Annotated in this window: 15 protein-coding genes; 1 reads left to right on the top strand and 14 read right to left on the bottom strand. The window is 48.0% G+C overall.

Annotation, left to right across the window (positions count from 1 at the left end; all coding sequences use genetic code 11):
- Positions 1-227: 227 nt before the first annotated feature.
- The 12 genes from JAO78_RS07655 to JAO78_RS07600 all read right to left on the bottom strand — a co-directional run bounded on the left by JAO78_RS07655 (position 228) and on the right by JAO78_RS07600 (position 13572).
- Positions 228-2282, bottom strand: a complete 2055-nt coding sequence (locus JAO78_RS07655) for a bifunctional 2',3'-cyclic-nucleotide 2'-phosphodiesterase/3'-nucleotidase (RefSeq protein WP_226750789.1) — start codon at positions 2280-2282, stop codon at positions 228-230.
- Positions 2283-2356: 74 nt separating this feature from the next.
- A complete protein-coding gene (locus tag JAO78_RS07650) occupies positions 2357-3343 on the bottom strand; it encodes a Kelch repeat-containing protein (RefSeq protein ID WP_226750788.1) in 987 nt (328 codons plus the stop codon).
- Between the two features lie 104 nt (positions 3344-3447).
- Positions 3448-3852, bottom strand: coding sequence for a TM2 domain-containing protein (locus JAO78_RS07645; protein ID WP_226750787.1), 405 nt, complete (start codon positions 3850-3852; stop codon positions 3448-3450).
- Positions 3836-4084 (bottom strand): membrane protein insertion efficiency factor YidD, encoded by a 249-nt coding sequence (yidD, locus tag JAO78_RS07640; RefSeq protein WP_226750786.1) that lies wholly within the window; start codon positions 4082-4084, stop codon positions 3836-3838. The genes JAO78_RS07645 and yidD overlap by 17 nt, the downstream gene beginning before the upstream one ends.
- Positions 4085-4303 carry a DUF4177 domain-containing protein gene (locus JAO78_RS07635; RefSeq protein ID WP_226750785.1) on the bottom strand — a complete coding sequence of 73 codons (219 nt, stop codon included), beginning with the start codon at positions 4301-4303 and terminating at the stop codon, positions 4085-4087.
- 65 nt (positions 4304-4368) lie between these two features.
- Entirely contained in the window at positions 4369-5280 is a 912-nt protein-coding gene (locus JAO78_RS07630; protein ID WP_226750784.1) for an AEC family transporter, read from the bottom strand.
- A 106-nt stretch (positions 5281-5386) separates the two neighbouring features.
- Entirely contained in the window at positions 5387-6487 is a 1101-nt protein-coding gene (locus JAO78_RS07625) for a carbohydrate porin (RefSeq protein WP_226750783.1), read from the bottom strand.
- A gap of 289 nt (positions 6488-6776) precedes the next feature.
- The gene (gene katG, locus JAO78_RS07620) at positions 6777-9047 is read right to left on the bottom strand and encodes a catalase/peroxidase HPI (RefSeq protein WP_226750782.1); all 2271 of its coding nucleotides are present in this window, start codon (positions 9045-9047) and stop codon (positions 6777-6779) included.
- 389 nt (positions 9048-9436) lie between these two features.
- The gene (locus JAO78_RS07615) at positions 9437-10897 is read right to left on the bottom strand and encodes a M16 family metallopeptidase (RefSeq protein WP_226750781.1); all 1461 of its coding nucleotides are present in this window, start codon (positions 10895-10897) and stop codon (positions 9437-9439) included.
- Complete coding sequence (locus tag JAO78_RS07610; protein WP_226750780.1) at positions 10894-12234, bottom strand: M16 family metallopeptidase; 1341 nt, start codon at positions 12232-12234, stop codon at positions 10894-10896. The genes JAO78_RS07615 and JAO78_RS07610 overlap by 4 nt, the downstream gene beginning before the upstream one ends.
- A gap of 115 nt (positions 12235-12349) precedes the next feature.
- Complete coding sequence (locus JAO78_RS07605) at positions 12350-12826, bottom strand: LabA-like NYN domain-containing protein (protein WP_226750779.1); 477 nt, start codon at positions 12824-12826, stop codon at positions 12350-12352.
- A gap of 128 nt (positions 12827-12954) precedes the next feature.
- A complete protein-coding gene (locus JAO78_RS07600) occupies positions 12955-13572 on the bottom strand; it encodes a hydrolase TatD (protein ID WP_226750778.1) in 618 nt (205 codons plus the stop codon).
- 188 nt (positions 13573-13760) lie between these two features.
- Here JAO78_RS07600 and JAO78_RS07595 point away from each other — a divergent pair, with 188 nt between their 5' ends.
- Positions 13761-14558 carry a thioredoxin family protein gene (locus JAO78_RS07595; RefSeq protein WP_226750777.1) on the top strand — a complete coding sequence of 266 codons (798 nt, stop codon included), beginning with the start codon at positions 13761-13763 and terminating at the stop codon, positions 14556-14558.
- A gap of 277 nt (positions 14559-14835) precedes the next feature.
- Here JAO78_RS07595 and JAO78_RS07590 read toward each other — a convergent pair whose 3' ends face one another.
- Entirely contained in the window at positions 14836-15456 is a 621-nt protein-coding gene (locus JAO78_RS07590) for an SOUL family heme-binding protein (protein ID WP_226750776.1), read from the bottom strand.
- A 320-nt stretch (positions 15457-15776) separates the two neighbouring features.
- On the bottom strand, positions 15777-17822 hold the full coding sequence (locus tag JAO78_RS07585; protein ID WP_226750775.1) for an amidohydrolase family protein: 2046 nt from the start codon (positions 17820-17822) through the stop codon (positions 15777-15779).
- Positions 17823-17891: the final 69 nt, after the last annotated feature.

Below are 17891 nucleotides of genomic sequence, written 5' to 3'. Positions count from 1 at the left end.
CACGGATGTATTCACAGCGTGCCCCAACAAAGTTGTTCGGAGAACTTACCGACGTTTGTTTAAAACTTAACAATTGCCATGCGCAACGGCCGCCATTTGCTAGACATTTTCTTAACCGGCCTCAAAGTTCACCTCCCTTTGCCCTTTCAGCCTGCGCAGCCTCCCTGCTGCTGTTACGAAAACGCTAGCCAACAGCGCCGTTAACTCCACACAACCTCTAGCGAAGTTTAATTAGCCGGCGCTGCCACTTGCAAATCTAGGCGATACTCAGCAAAGCCAACATTGTCGCTCGACAGCTTCGTCATTGGCCAATAATTATTCGCCTGAATAAACTGCTGTGCGGCGGCTGAATCTCGGGTTTTAAAGCGTAAATCTAATTGCACCGCGCTTTTCAATGGCAACAAACGCCAATTATGATCCGCCTTTGGATTCACCGCACTAAGATAACGGTCGCTAGCAGCATCATACTGCGATTGCTGCTCAATATAAGCGACCAAGGCCTCGCGATTGGTATCAGGTAATTCCAGCACCACCTTATCACTGCCGGTACCCGCAAACATGCCGGTGTAGGCTCGATAGTTATTGGTGGCAACAATAAAACTTTTGGCCGCAAATTCGGCATCCCGATACACTTTGCCACTGGCGTCGGTGTAACGTAAATCGACAATGCGGTTTGCAGATGCATTCACTAATTCACAGCGATGATTAAATTTGCTCGGTTGGCTAACATCAATTTGGTAATGGATGCCATCAATCACATCAAAATTATAGGATGAATGCGCCAAGTTAATCAGCGTTTGTGGCGCCGTTGAGGTGAGGTCAATTTGTAAAAACTGGTTAGCAGAACACTCCAACCAATCTTTAAGCTCAGCCCCGTTTAACTTTACTGCGACAACAGTATTCGGGTACAAATACAAATCGGCAGCATTGCGAAAACTTAACGGCCCTTGGCTCACTTGAATATATTGCTCAGCATCGTTGCTGCTCTCAAGCTTACCACCCGCTTTAAACGGCGCGGCAGCTGACAAGAGCGGGATATCTTGCAGTTCCGGCGGCAACAGCTCGGCCACTCGCGTTCGTTGTGCATCAGCAACCAATTGCACAGTAGGATCGTCCTGAATTTGTGCTAAAAAACTGTACATATCGGCAGAGGCCATACCAATGCTTCGCTGCATAAAGGCCATCGTGCCCTGATGCGCTTCAGCAACAGCGGCAACAATAGCAGCATCTGCTTCCACATTCGGCTGCTGAGTGGCATTGTCAAACACCGCTAAAGTTTGCGCCTGAGCAGAGACCACTTGCCACTCACCAGCGTTTTGCTGCAAGGTTAAATCGACCATACCGAGATGATCGCCCCAACGCCCTGGCATTACTGCCGGGATACCGTTCAGTAAGCCTTGCGTGATATCCGCGCTAGGTAGATGTTGAAATTGCGCTGCGGGAAACACCGCATGGCTGTGGCCAAACAACACCGTAGCAATGCCAGGTACCTGTGTTAAGGCATACACCATATTCTCAGCCATCGGATCAACCTCTACGCCCGTATGGCCTAAACCCGAATGAGCAATCGCAATAATCACATCGGCCCCAGCCGCTTGCATTTCGGGTACCAAGCGCTTTGCAGTGTCAATAATACTGTCGACCCGCAACTTACCTGCTAAGTGTTGTTTATCCCATGACAGAATTTGCGGCGGCACAAAGCCAATATAGCCAAGAGTGATTTGCTGCGGTTGCCCTTGTGTATCAATAACGTGTTTTTGCTGCAAAATATAAGGGGGATATAAATGTTCGCCCTGCTTTACACCTGGGCGGCATTGCACTTCAGCGCAATAAATATTGGCACTGGTATAAGGAAAATTAGCCCCCGCTAGCGTTTGGTATAAAAACGGTAAGCCAAAGTTAAACTCGTGATTGCCTAAGGTGGCAACATCATAATCCAACGTATTTAGCGCCAGCATGATCGGGTGGATCTCGCCTTCAGCCAAGCCGCGCTGCGCAATATAATCACCTAATGGGCTGCCTTGGATCAGATCGCCATTATCCACCAACACACTGTTTTGTACTTGCGCCCGCGCCGCTTTAATTAAACTGGCGGTGCGCGCCAAACCCAAACTCGGATCGGTTTGACCGCTGTAATAATTAAAATCCAGCATGTTGGCATGTAAATCGGAGGTTTCTAAAACGCGCAATTTAACTTGTACCGGTTGCTCGTTAGGCGGCGAGCAAGCAAATAAACCGGTTAAAAGCGTCAGCAAGAGCATAGAACTGCGAGGTTGTGGCATAAGAAGGTGGTCCTAAATTTTCACAAAAGTGCGCCAGTATCCAAACGAGACTCGCGCATTAGCTGATTCGATAGTTACTTTACCACCCGAACACGTTCAAGCACCGCTGAAGTATCTTTTAACCCCACCGTGGTAGCGCCACCGATCACGTAAATCGCGTTATCTAAGGTCACGGCACCTAAACCATGCCGTGGTATCGGCATGGCAGGCAGTGCTTGCCAAGTATTACTCTCGGGCTGATAAGCCCAAGCTTCGCTATACACACCGCCACCGTCGGTAAAGTACTCACCACCAAATACCCATATTTGCTGATCAATCACAGCTGCTGCTAGGCCACCTTGCGCCTGGGGTAACGGGGCTAACGTTTGCCATTTACCGCTTAGCGGATCAAAACGTTGCAACAGCGCTAAATTACTGCCCCCTACTTGCCGACCACCAACGATATAAAATTGCTCAGCCAAATTAACGGCAGCAGCGCTATTAAACGCCTGTGAAAGTGCCGGTGCGGCTTGCACGCTTAAAGTAGCAGGGTCAAAGATCCAGTGCCAATTCACATCAGCTTGATCGCGCCACTGCGCATTTTCTAGAGCAATCGGTGAACGACCTGAAGCAAAATGCACTTTATTAGCGATCACCACGGCCGTGGTTTCGGTTAATGGCTTTGGCAGTTGCCCTACGTTTTGCCAACGCTTAGCCGCTTCATCTAAACGCAAAATATCCGCACTGGCGCTCCACCGGCCGCCATTAGCCTCTACAAAACCACCGAACAGGAATAACTGCTGTTGCACCGACACCAAGTAAGCATGATGCCGCGGTGCAGGTAACTCTGCAGCTAATGACCAGCTATCGTTGGCAGGATCGTACACTTGCACCAGTGCGGTCATTTGCTGCACGCTCATATCCAGACTATCGCTAAGCCCCCCGGCAACGTAGATTTTGCCGTTATGTGCTGCAGGATAAATTTCTTGCACCGCAAGCGGCATATCAGCTAAACGTTGCCACTGCGTCGTGGCAACGCTATTACAGGAATAGAGCAGAAAAAATAATATGATAATGCGCATTAAGGTCACTCCAGCAGCAATTAAACAGTAAGTGGGCTCATACCAAGCCGTGGTGTATTTGCTCACACAGTACATTGGCTTGGTATCAGTAAATGGCGGTTTAATTAGAGGTGGTCAGCTTGTTGCTTAAGATAATCACCACTATCCAGTAATCGGTTCATTAATTGATTATTCCAATCTTGCACAATAATTTGGGCACGGAACAACTGATAAAACTCGTATATGCTCACTAACATGATCAGCACGATACCGGTCAACCAAACACTGGTAAACAATAACGCGACACCCAGCGCAAAGCTTAAGATATTCAGCAGACCATGCCGCCATTGCTGCAGATAGAAGTGATGCAAACCCGCTACAAAAAACCAGTTCAGAGCAGCGTAGGTATCGGGATCTTTCAGTTGGTCTTTTACTAACTGATAAAAGGCTTGGCGCTGAGCATCGGGCAAGGCCGCTGTGCGCGAGCGTAGCGCCTCTTCCTGAGCATCCACCTCAATTTGCTTTAGCATCTTCAGTCTCCGGTACCGGCTCAATACATTTACAAAAACTATCATGTTGGCTACAACGGCGGATCCGTTGCCAACCTAATGACACACCCCGGCGCGCGCCAAAGCGTTCAATTGCGGTGTAGGTATAAGCAGAACAGGTGGGTTCAAAATTGCAGTCAACCGCAAACCAGCGCTGACCACCGCCGGTTCGCCGATAATAAGCGATTAGCTTTAACAGCAACGACTTGAGCATTTAACGCCCTAAGGTAACGATCATCGCTTCACGGCTCCAAAACAGCCAAAAGCGTTTTTGCTCAATCACCTGAAAAACCACTTGCCAACCTTGTGCGGCTTGCGCGTTTAGCTCGGCTTCGACTTTTTTCAACGGTAAACCCGAGGCCCCTAAAAAGATAGTGCCACAGCCGCCCTCGGCGATATGTAAAACTTTGTATTCCCGATATGTTGTTGCCATGTATTCGTCCTATTTTCTCAAATTAAACCAAGTTAAAGTGGCAAACTGACTGCTGCCTATGCGTTTTAAGATAGTAGCAGTTGTCGGATCAGAAGCAACCACAGCGGAATAGTGAAACAAGCCAATAAGGTTGATTGCGCAATTAAAGTTGCCACAAGCGAGCGATCGGCACCAAACACAGCCGCTAATACATGCGCGGCAGATGCCGTGGGTAAGGCCGCGAATAACACTAAAACCGCGCTGGGTGCCGTCGCAACCCCCAGCCATTGTGTAGCCAGCAACATACAGGCGGGTAAGATCAGCAATTTAATACTATTTAATGCCAAATTAATGCGGGTAAGCTGGGTCAGTACTTGCCAATTAATCGCTGCGCCAATCGATAATAACGCCAAGGGGATGGCGGCTTGCGCTAATTTTTGCAACAACTGCATTAATAATTCTGGCAGCACGATCCCGCTAAGTGACAGAGTGATCCCCGTGACACTCGCTAATAAAAACGGATTAGTCAGTAATTGACGCATCCAGTGCCAACGCCCGCGTTGTTGCCCTCGCGCTAAGGCACTAACCGCCAAAATATTCGCTAGCGGCACCGCTAAACCAACGGCAATCGACATCAAACCGCGGTATTCAATCGGAAAAACCTGCACCAAAGCCAAGGCAACCGCAGTATTAAAACGCCAAGCGGTTTGCCATAACCCAGCAAAGTCGACAAAGCGCTCAGGCCCAACACGCCGCAGCATACCCCCAAGCAAACAAGCGAATAAAATAGCAGACCAAACACCGGTGCCCATCACCAGTAAATCAGCCCAGGCAGGGCTACTGCGTAAGGTACTGAGTAAAATTAATGCCGGAAATAGCAGATAATAATTCAGCGTGTCTATGGCTTGCCAGCCAGCAAGGGGCAGCCGACGGCGAAATAACGCGCCGCCACATAATAAGATCACATCAGGCAGAAGTGTTAGCCAAAACGGCGCCATTCAAAAAGTCCTTTTGTAGCTCGCAAAACGCTAAGCGCACTGTGGCAAAATAGCAAACGATACACCGCCATCAGGTATTCGCGCCATATTATTTAGCGGTACCTGCTTAGCCAAATACCCAGCTAAAACGCACACCATACACCTGATCTAACTGATTACGGCGTGCAGTGTCAGGCGTAAAGTTACTATTTACAATGCCTTGCCAATCGGCCGTTAGGTAAAAGCCGTCAGCTAAGGTATAACGCACATAGATTTCATATTGCTGCGTGTCAGCGGTGTTTTCGGCCTTTGAAACCTTCGCTTGATAAGTCCGCGCCATACCCACACCCAGTACATAATGACCTTGGCTAAATTGATAGCTTAACCCGCTAAACGCTGCCGCTTGACTGACATCCTCATTGGCGGCCCCCAGGCGTAAATTCCAGGCGTGTTGTCCATATTGATAACCCGCTAACACATAGACGCCATAATTGTCTGCTACCGCGTTAGCATCGTCTAGCCGACTAAAATCGGCCGTGCTACGCCAAACACCTATGCGTATCAAGCTGCTGGCATTTCGCCATGATAAAGAAGAGATCGCAAAAAGACCTTTTTCTTCTTCAGTTACCGCCAACACTTGAGAGTATGAGCGGGCTGGATTATCCGCCAAGCCATTTGAACTGGTGATGGCGGTGCGCAGTGTCGGCCCGCCATTAAATTGCTGTTCGTACACCACGCCCAAGGTGTAATCAGGAAAGGCTAACACTGGGTTACCGGTAAAAAAAGCGCCCAAAAATTGGGTTGCTTCATCACTGGCAATGCGGCTTTGCTCGAAAAAGCTAGACACATCTAACAACCCCGCACTTAGGGTCTGCTGCGCTGAAAATTGGTGCTGATAATACAGCTCAGAAAGTTGGAAGCGCCCTTGGTCATTCTTTGATATCGCCGAACCGGCATCGCTATTCGCTTCAGGTAATTGGTTACTCACACCCATAAACTTAGGGCTGCTGGCGGCTTCTACATGCATTAACCAACGACCACTGACTTGCTGTTTTATAAGCACTAGATCTGCTGATGCAGCGGTTTCACTGGCCACTTCAGGCGCGTCGGTTTGCTGATGGGTAATAACCACACCACCAGCCCACTGCCAGTCACTAGCTAAGGCATCATAGGAAAATACCAGGGTTGTGGCCACGAGTAAGCTCGCAGATAAGCAATTTCTATGCATGTTAATCTCAACATCGTTAACAATATAACTGAACGAGTTGCTCAAATAAGCAAGCTAATCTTTATTACTCAACCATCGGGAGCAGGTTGCTGAGTATACATCTTTGTCTTTTAGCAGAAACGGCTTAACAATGAAAAAAGCGGCAGTTTAGGGTTAAAATGTGTATTAGCAAAACAAGATGATTGAAAAAGCCAAGTGCCCATGGTGTAACGCCGAGCACCCAATAAAAAAGCCCTGCAGGTTGATTAGCAGGGCTTTTATCAAGCGCGTTTAGCTTGTATAGACGTGCTTAACGATCCAACTCCATGACTTTGCTCCATGCCGCCACGAAATCGTTAACGAATTTCTGCTTAGAGGTTTCAAAGGCATAAACCTCGGCCACCGCACGCAGCTCTGAATTTGACCCAAAAATCAGATCCACTGACGTTGCCGTCCATTTTTGTGCGCCTGATTTGCGATCAAAGCCCTCGTAAACGCCATCGTTAGCCGACTTTTTCCACACGGTTGACATGTCTAACAAGTTAACGAAAAAGTCGTTATTTAATGTACCAGGTTTAGTGGTTAACACACCGTGTTTGCTGCCACTGTGGTTAGCATCTAATGCCCGTAAGCCGCCTACTAACACGGTCATTTCCGGCACGCTTAGATCTAACTGATCGGCTTTATCCACCAACATTTCCGTTGGTGAGCGGTAGCTGTTTTTGCTGTCAAAGTAGTTTCTAAAACCATCTGCCGTTAACTCTAACAAGCTAAACGAATTGACGTCGGTTTGTGCCTGAGTGGCATCGCCACGACCGGGTGTAAAAGGCACATTAACAGTATAACCGGCATCTTTTGCCGCTTTTTCAATTGCTGCAGCACCGCCTAACACGATTAAATCTGCTAACGACACTTGACGTCGGTTAGAGCGCGCATTAAAGGTTTTTTGCACTTCGGTTAACGCCGCTAACACCTTGGCGGTTTCAGCGGGGTTATTCACCGCCCAGTCTTTTTGCGGTGCTAACGCAATACGCGCACCATTGGCACCGCCCCGCATATCAGATTGACGGTAACTGGCTGCAGAAGCCCAAGCCACGCGCACTAGCTCTGGCACGCTTAAACCCGTTTCTAAAATCTTGGCTTTAAGATCTTTAACCGCTTTGGCATCAATCGTTGAATTGGTTTTCGCATCAATCGGATCTTGCCACACCAAGATATCTTGCGGCACGTCTTTACCCAAGAAGTTACGTGGTGGTCCCATATCGCGGTGCGTTAACTTATACCAAGCCTTAGCAAAGGCTAAACGATACTCTTCAGGATCCGCTAAGAAGCGCTCCGCAATTTTGCGATATTCTGGATCCACTTTTAACGCCATATCCGCAGTCGTCATGACTGGTGCATTAAATTTACCCGGTATATGTGCATCAGGCACCGCGGTATGCAGTGACTCGTCTGTTGGGATCCATTGAATGGCACCAGCGGGGCTACGCGTTTGCTTCCATTCAAAATTCAATAAGTTACTTAAATAGAGTGACGTCCAACGAGTCGGTGCTTGTGTCCAGGCGCCTTCTAAACCACTGGTGACGGTATCTTCAGAGTGACCTTTACCGCATTTGTTTTTCCAGCCTAAACCTTGCTCTTCAATACCGGCTGCAGCAGGCTCTGCGCCTACACAATCAGCGGGTTTGTGCGCACCGTGCATCTTACCGAATGTGTGACCGCCGGCAATCAACGCCAAGGTTTCTTCGTCATTCATGGCCATGCGTTCAAACGCGACCCGAATGTTTTTCGCTGAGCCCATGGGATCCGGCACGCCTTTTGGCCCCTCTGGATTGACATAAATTAAGCCCATGTGGGTGGCACCTAACGGCCGTTGTAATTTACCATCGCGATCTTCACGATCACTGGCTAACATTTCGACTTCTGGCCCCCAATACACCATATCCGGTTCCCAGTCGTCCGCTCGGCCACCTGCAAAGCCGTAGGTTTTAAAACCCATATTTTCCAGCGCAACGTTACCCGCCAGTACCATTAAATCAGACCATGATAACGACTCACCGTATTTTTGTTTAATGGGCCATAACAAACGACGAGCCTTGTCCAAATTGCCATTATCAGGCCAGCTATTTAACGGATCAAAGCGTTGCTGACCACCACCGGCGCCACCACGGCCATCAAGGGTGCGATACGTACCCGCGCTGTGCCAGGTCATCCGAATAAAAAACGGGCCATAGTTGCCGAAGTCGGCAGGCCACCAATCTTGAGAAGTGGTCAGTAATTTATCGATATCTTGTTTAACTTTATCCAAATCCAGTTTGTTAAAAGCATCGGCATAACTAAAGTTGGCGCCATAGGGATTTGAACGCGCATCATGATCGCGCAGTGCAGACAGATCCAGTTGATCCGGCCACCAGAATTGATTATTTTTCGCTTGGCCTTCTTTTGCCATGCCTGTGCCCATAGCGCCTTTGGGCTTAGTCATTTCGGCCTTGCCATGATTGTCACTTAAGGCACTGCCAGACAACAACAACATACTCATGGCTATCGCCACAGCGGTTTTATTAAAACGTTGTTTTTTCATTATAAGGTTCCTTTGCGTTTACGTTTCTACACCTGTAGTAAAAACGGTATTTCACTCTAAAGATTGCAGCGCAGACGTGTGAGCTACAAATTGGTTTACCCATGCCGGCATGTCTGTTTGGCTTTGCTGTCTTGGCTTGGATAACAACGCACTTAAAGAGTATAGCAATTAGCTAATAGATTAGAGTGAATTAAAACGATTACCCTAATCGACTAATATGATGAAAGCAAAAATGCGATGGGTGAAATGGCCGTGATGCAGCGATTTAGCTGAGGTGAACAGTTTGAGGATCTTAGCAGACACAAAAAAATCGCTGATAGCTTAAGCTGACCAGCGATTTTTTAGTAAGTTAAGCCAAAAAGATTAGCATAACAAGAAAGGATGATTAATTAACGACTGGCGGCAAAGCCATCCGCTTGAATTGATACCCGAGTCACTTCGCCCAGCGTTTGCGCAAAAGATACTAGCTCATCTGCTTTACCCACTAACACAAACTGCAACTGTTGCTGTGGGAAATATTGCTGAATCAACCGCTGTGTATCCGCTAAGGTCAGGCTATCCACTTTTTGCTCAAAGTCGTTAATGTAGCCTTTATCTAGCTGATACAAATGCATGCTACCGAGTAAATTCGCTAACTGGCTATTCGTTTCATAATCTGGTGGAAACTGGCCTTTCACATAAGCTTTAGCCGAGTCTAAGGTTGCTTGGTCGATGCCCTGCTGCCACAGTTTACTGTAGGTTTTCAGCGCCAATTCAATGGTTTGTTGACTGGTTTCGCTGCGGGTAAAGGTACTGATCTGAAAAGCACCTCCGCGGCTTAACGCACTAAAACCTGAACGCGCGCCATAGGTTAGCCCGCTGTTAACGCGCAGCTCATCATTTAACCATGAGGTAAAACGGCCACCTAAAATGGTATTGATCACTTCTAAGCCAACAAAATCAGGGTTGTTTTGACTGACCCCGACACCACCGAACATCAATGTGGTCTCTGTTGCATCGGCTTTATCCACTAACAACACCCGCGCTTGGCTGGGCTTACTCACCTCAGCTAATGCGGGTTTTACTGCACTTTGCCCTTGCCAGTCAGCAAAACGCGCTGTTAGTTGTGCCTTTAATTCGCTCACTTGAAAATCACCGGTGACCACAATGGCAATATTATCGGGTTGATAATAACGTTGATAAAACTCCGTAACGGCTCTTAAATCCAGCGAAGCCAGGGATCGCTCGCTGCCACTTCTGGCTTTGGCATAAGGATGGTTGCCATACAGCAGTGCATCAAAATAACTGCCAATCACATTACGCGGGCTTTCTTTGGCTTGTTGCTGTTGTGCCACTAACCGTGCATGTAATTTGCTAAATTCTGCCGCATCAAACGTCGGTTGCCTTAGCACCGCCGCTAAAATATCCAGCATGCTGTCGGTATCTTTTTGCATAAAGTCCATGCTGAGGTAGCTGGCTTCTTTACCGGCCACGCTATTTAAACTGGCACCAATAAAATCAGTGGCTTGCTCTAGCTGTTGCTTGTTTTTATCGCCAGCACCTAACAACAGGCTTTGTGCGGTTAAAAAGGCTTCGCCACCGCGCTGATCCAGAATGGCACCGGCGCTAATGACCGCCTGCACACTTACTAAGGGCACTTCATGTTGCGGCATTAAATACAGCGTTAAGCCATTGGGCAGCACCACTTGCTGATAATCCGGTAACTTAAATGCCGATACCGACGGTGCGTTATCGCTCGCATTTGACGCAGGGGCAGTTACTGCGGGAGCAGTCAGGCTGCAACCACTGAGCGCCAGACTCGTAGCCAGCACAAGACATACCGCTAGCTTATTTTTGATAAGGTGTTTCATTGATCGGTCTCCTCGTTAGCGGCCAAAATGCCAACGGTGCGGTTTGCCCGAGTTAAATAGCGTGCGGCCACCCGTTGAATATCGGCGGCACTCACTTGATTAAACAGCTCGGCTGTTTGATATAACTTGCGGTAATCACCAAAATACAATTGGTAAGTACCAATGTTATCGGCTTTACCATTAATGGTTTGCATCTCGCGATAAAAATTCATCAGCTGAATATTTTTAGCCTTTTCTAGCTCATTCGCGGTTACGCCGTTTTGGGCCAACGCGCTTAGCGCCTGCAATAACGCTTGTTCTAAGGTGCTTGCCGCAACCCCGGGGCGAGCCACGGCATAGATATAAAATAAATTGGGATCAAACGATAACGGCACATTGGTGAACACGTTGGTGGCAAGTTGTTGCTCAACGAGGGCTTGATGCAAACGCGAGCTATTGCCGCTGCTGAGAATGGTGCTAAGTAGCTCTAACGCATAGTAATCGGCATCGGAGGTCGCAGGTACATGATAGCCCAGCATAATATTGGCTGAGGTGGCGGAGGCTTTAGTCACAAACACCCTGCGCTCACCCGTTTGCTCTGGCTCAACGGTTTTTACCGCGCGCGGTGCCGGTTGCGCGGGGATCGGCGCAAAATATTGCTCGGCTAAGCGTTTTACTTCCGCAAGGGTCACGGCACCGGCAATCACCACTACCGCGTTGTTCGGTGCATAATAAGTTTTATGATACTGCTCTAGATCCTTGATGTCCCAGGATTGAATATCTGACTCATGCCCGATCACCGACCAACTATAAGGATGTGCTTGAAAGGCCACGCCTTTTAATGCTTCGCTTAAGGTGCGGTAATTGGAGTTTTCCAGGCCGGTGCTGCGCTCGGAGATCACCACGCCAGTTTCACTGGCTACCATGTCTGGATCAATATCTAAATCGGCAATGCGATCCGCTTCTAAATCAAAGATCGTTTCCAGTGCGGTGTTCGGAAACCAATTGGTATACACGGTTAAGTTTTCCGTGGTGTAGGCGTTATTCGCACCACCTGCCGCTTCCATCACCTGGTCAAACATTTTCGGGCCGTATTTTTTTGAACCGTTAAACATCATGTGCTCAAAAAAATGTGAAATGCCGGTAATACCGGGCGCTTCGTTGCGTGAGCCGACTTTCCAAAATAAATACATATTAGCATTCGGGATCGAGTGATCTTCTAACACTAAAATTTGCATTCCGTTTTCAAGGGTAAATTGCTGAACTTGCCCAGCGGTATTCGCCAGTGCTGGCAAAGCGGTAATGCTCGCCAGCCCCAGCCAACACGCCCAGCGTCTGGCGGTGGAAAAAAATGTCATAACAGCTCCTTAACGATTACCTGTGCGGTAAATGAGTGCAACACGATATATCTGCTGGCATAGGTTGTAAAGCAAGGCTCAGCCTTAACACCGCGCTTATGGTTTACATTACTGATTATTTTAATAACAAATCGTCGCTGATCGGGATAAAACGGCTCGCTGCATTCACTAAGGCTTGCGCGGTGAGGCTTGGCACGCCATACACTTCGACTTCGGTGTGATATTTGTCAATGAGCCGCTGTGCTAACAGTGCAAAATCGCCATCGCCCGACAGTAAGATCAGTGTGTCACTACTGGCACCGTATTCAATCGCATCTAGCGTAATACCCACATCCCAATCGCCCTTTGCACTGCCATCGGCGCGTTGTATAAAAGGCTTTAATTTCACTTCAAAACCGATAGCCCGCAGAATATTTTGAAATTGTCGCTGCTTTTCATCGCCACGTTCAATGGCATAGGCAATCGCTTTGACTACGGTGCGATTAGCCGTAGCCAGGCGCCAGAAGGCGTTGTAATCAAAGTTACGCTGATAGGCTTCTCGGCTGGTGTAGTAGATGTTTTGCACATCGACCAGAATGGTCACACTGCTCATTGAAATACTCGTTAAAGAGAAAAAGCCACGCTAACTGGCAATGTAGCGTGGCGCAAGCTTTTTAATGGCACGCTGCGGCTAATGCCGATATCACTGAGGCAGACAACCGCCGGAGTGCTGACGCCTGTTCAGCCCGGTTTCACAACAAAGTCCCGTGCTCCTAACTCTTTTGCTAAAGCACGTAAGGCACTTTGCTGTTTTACCGGTTCATAGGCAAAACAACTGACATACAATCCCGCGTCACTGGCGGTGTGAATAAACTGGCAAACCTCACTAAAGCCATGCTGTTTTGGCTGGACAAGCTGCTGATAAGCGGGCGGATTGGTGGCAGGTAAAAAAATCTCGATGCGCTCAACTTCAAGATCGACTAATTGCTGACAAAGCGCTACAGCCTTGTCTGCCGCGACCAAACCATAGCTCACCAGCGTGATCGGTACGCCATGGCGTTGCCGTTTAAAATCCGGTATCACCTGTTTTAATAAATCGAGCTGTAATAACGGATCACCAATACCCGCTATTGCCATACCCTGCAGCTCAAACTCGGTAGAGGCTTGCTGCTCATAACCGGCAACATAAGCCTGCTCTGCAGCATCAAGCAGTTGCTCAGCCGTTGGCGCAGCAGTCAGTTGCGTTAATAAGGTGCGGTTTTCGCCAAATATTAATAACGACTGTGCTGCTGGAAGTTCGCTGCCACATTGCAAGGTTAAACGCTGATCATCAAAATATCGAAAAGGGCTGGCACTCATAGTGTCTCCTGCATACAGCTAAATAGAAGCAAACAGCATGACAAAATGCCGCCACCATCGCAAGGTCATGCTGAATAGCGCATTAAAGCCTACATGACAAAAGGTAGGGTATCGTGCTACAAGCTAGCAAGCCAAACACAATTTTTGGGTGTCCAAACCCGTAACGTTATCGTCAATTGGAGTGATCTGTGAGCGCATTAACACACCTAGCCTTAATACTCTTTAGCTTAGTGCTATTACCCGCACAGGCTGCAAGTTCTTATGATAATGCTTTGAGCTATCAGCCAGAGCAACAGATCTTGCCAACGCTGCAGGCACTGGAGCAAAAAGCCGTAGCAGAGAATAAATTGATACTGGTCGCGCTGGGGGCAAGCTGGTGCCATGACAGCGTGGCACTGCTAGAGCGCTTTGCCGAGCCCACCTTAGCTGCCGCCTTAGCCGAACGGTTTGAAATAGTATTGGTTGATGTCGCTTATTTACAATATGGTCAAGCCACCACCACGCGCTATCAGCTGCCCCTTTATTATGGCACGCCGACGGTGATGATTATTGACCCCAGTAATCGCCAGCTGTTGAATAAACCCGATTTAATGCAGTGGACCAATGCGGCCTCTTTTGATGAAGGGGCCTACCAGCAGTATTTTTTAACCACCCACTTTAAACAACAATTTGCCGCAACACAGCAACCTGCGCTAACTGAAGCCGCACAGCAGCACATTCGTGATTTTGAAGAGCAGCAAGCCGCCACTTTAGCCATGGGTTATCAGCACTTGAGCCCGTTGTTAGCGGCCTATGAGACCGATCCGCAGGCCGATCGCACTGAGTTTATGGCCGTATGGGATGAAGTAAAACGTTTTCGTGGCAGTATTATTGCCGATGTGCAAGCGCTACAGCAAGCGGCGATGCTTGATGCCACCTCGCCTTTAAAGATACCAAGCTATAACGAGTTTAGTTTTCTAAAACCTGCCGATGCGGACAAAGAGTAGACAAATTAATAAAAAGCGCACACTAATACTGATCAGTTAGTGTTCAGCATGACGCGGTTTGCTCACATCCACACGCCATGAATCATCTCTGAGGCTCGATTATAAACTTCATCCTTGAAGTTCACCCTTTCGGGCCAGCAGAGCTGTTCAAATTCGTTCCCTACGAATTTGTTCGGCCATCCATGGCCTTCAACGGTTGATTTAGAGCAAACAGGTCATGCTTAACTGATTTTGATTACAACCTACATGGTGTTTTTTGCAATCACGTTGTGTTGCGCTATGGCGCAACAATCACTGGCACTAACACTTCATTACGTCGCATAAACCATGGCATTAACGGCGGGTTGTAACGAGCCCAAGACGGTTCACCCGCTACTTGATACCCTTTATCGTTGATCCACTGCATCAGTTTTTCTTTGTGGCGCAAATAGCCCTTCTCACTCCAAAAACCGGAATAAGTGATAGCGGCCATGCGTTGTGCTGGCACTTGCCGAATTTTTACCAGCGGATCACGCGGCTCTGGAATGGTTTCAAGGGTAAATTCAGCTGGCATCATAAAACTGACTAACCAACGCCCGGCTTGCTGTTGCTGGCCGACTGGTGTGGTCATATCAATTTTTTGCCCTTCTGCGGCTTGACCAACCGGTGTCGTCATCGCAATGTCTTGCCGAGCGGCATTATTACCCGAAATGTATTTAAACAAACGCTGAAAAGCCGCATTACCCGCCTCATCAAACTCGGCCGCCACGGCGGTTTCTGCCACGATATGCGGCTCGTACAAACGCAGCTCAAAATCGCGCTCAGACACTTCAACCGCATATTTTGCCTCTTCGATAGCCAACGCTTTAGCCGCGAAAAGCGACAACAGTAATAACAGAGTTGTTCTTAATAATGTCATGTTAAATATCCTTAGGTTGAATACGCATTAACTGGGAAACGTAAACGCTGCATGCGGTTGTTAGGGCTATCAACGCGCTTAAGCCACAACACGATCAATCTCACGGCGGTTTTATTTATTAAAAACGAGAAGGGTTACTCAGAATCACTGCATCAGCAGAACGACGCTTGATGAAACAGCACTGTCGCTGAAAAATAGCAGGTAGTTTAAACAGTGTGATGATTGCAGCAGGCGCTGCTGCAACGCCCTACTGCAGTAGATAGGTAGATAAATGCAATAGGGCTAACACCGCGCCCTACTGCAATTTTTTAAGCTAAGGCTTATTCTACCATTAAGGTACGTACAGCAGGTTTATCCGTAAACGGTTTGATACCTAATTTGGGATAAACTTCACTTGGATAATAAAACACGCCGCCGCGAGATACCAAGCTGATTGTTTTCACCGCTTTAAAATCGACGGTGGGATCATTCGGCACTAAGAAGAAGTCGGCTAATTTGCCCGCTTCAATACTGCCAAGCTCATTATGCCCCATATATTTGGCCATATCGTAACTGGCTAATTTCAGCAGTTCAGCTGGGCTAAAGCCAAGCTGTTGATACAGTTCCAATTCACGGTGCAGCGTAAAAGCACCGCCTAAATCAGTACCGGGCACAATAAAGATACCTTTTTCGCGCATCATGGTTAATGTTTTAACAATTTGCTCGTAAGCACCGCGATAAGCCGCATCTTGTTCCGGGCTTGTAACCTGTACCATCGACACCTTGGCACTGCGCTGCACACCCGGTGGCATGTTATCAATATAATCTAATACCGCACGCTGTGTTTCACCGTTGCGCGATAACAACAAACGCTCATGAATAGCTAACGTGGGCTCCATCGCCACGTTATTATCACGCATTAGTTGCAAGGTATACTGTACCGGTTCACTGTTTAAATCCAGCGCGGGTAAGCGGTCTAAGGCCGTTAAGCGCAGCAAGGTGCGCGTATCTTCATCTGGCTGTAACACCCAACCGAGCATCACTTGGTTGATATGCGTTAGCTCATGATAACCGGCTTTGATCATGGCATTGGCATTAGAAAACGCGGGTACATGACCTGACACACGCATACCGCGCGCTTTGGCAAGCTCGGCCATTGCCGGTACCCACTCACCTTTCATACTGTTATAAATTTTGATACCCGGAAAACCGTTATCGGCATAGGTTTGCACAGCAGCTAAAGCCTGTGCTTCGGTTTCAACTAAAATACCGTTGTTATTATTGGTGGGGCTTTTACCTTCAATCATGCCATAGCGGGAAATGCGCGGCCCGGCCAAAATACCCGCATCAATTTTACCGATTAACTCACCCAGTACCTCTAACGAGTTACCCATGTCGCGAATGGACGTTACACCCGCTAATACATTCATCAAGCCATCATCATCGCCAACATGGCCATGCATATCATATAGACCCGGTAACAAGCTGCCACCATTACCGGTAATTTCGGTTTCACCCGGTTGTGTGGCTTCCTCTAACGGGGCAATGCGCTCAATACGACCGTCTTTAACCAATACCGATACCGGCTCAGATAAAGCTAGTTGCTCTGGTTGAAATACCCGCACATTACGAATACGCACGACGCCATCGTAACGATGGGCAAATTCTGCCTGAATTGCTTCAAAGCGTTGAGTAGAATAGTTGGCAGAACGTTGGCGCAGTTGTGCTTCTTCTGCTTCAAAACCTTCACGGATCACAATAAAACGCGGGTTAATAAAGGCAAAAAAGCGCAGTTGCTCATCGAGCACTAAATAATCGGGATCTAAATCTGCACCCGATAAGGCATAAGTGCTTACTGTTAATTCGCTGCCGTTATTATCAACAACCAGGCTTTCCAGCTTTTCTATTGATAATTGCCCTGCAGGTAACGCCGGTAACATTTTGGCTGGGGTATCTAATAACGCCTTGGCCATAATATAGGCACTATATGGGCTGCTATTTTGTGGCACATACAAGGCCATACCCGGCACCGTTTTTTGATCAGCACCGGTGGCATCTTGCCAACTAACTTGCTCGGCAGAGCGCTGCATCTGCTCGCTGATACTATTACCAAAGGTGGTATTACCATTAATTTGCCATGCCGTGGGTAACCCCTGCGCATCTAAACTGAGGATCTCTTTTGAGGCAGGGCCGCGACCATTGCTTTTATAATCATAATCAATACTGATCTGACTACCGGCAGTCATAACATGCAAATGCCCAACACGGTTGCCATTTAACATCACCGTAAAATGTTCTTCGCTGGGTGTTTCGCTAGTCGAGGTTGGCGCCGGTTTTGAGCAGCCAAACAGCATGCCCAACATGACACCACATAACAATAATCGCATTTCAGCTCTCCTTTGAGGCTTTTAAAAGACTTATGGGCTGCAACTCATCTTGGATAAGTAATGCAACTG

This window comes from Alishewanella maricola (genome assembly GCF_016343785.1).
In the GTDB taxonomy this organism is placed as follows: Bacteria; Pseudomonadota; Gammaproteobacteria; order Enterobacterales; family Alteromonadaceae; genus Alishewanella; species Alishewanella maricola.
The sequence above is the reverse complement of the archived record's forward strand: the minus strand, read 5'-3'. Positions and strand labels throughout refer to the sequence as shown.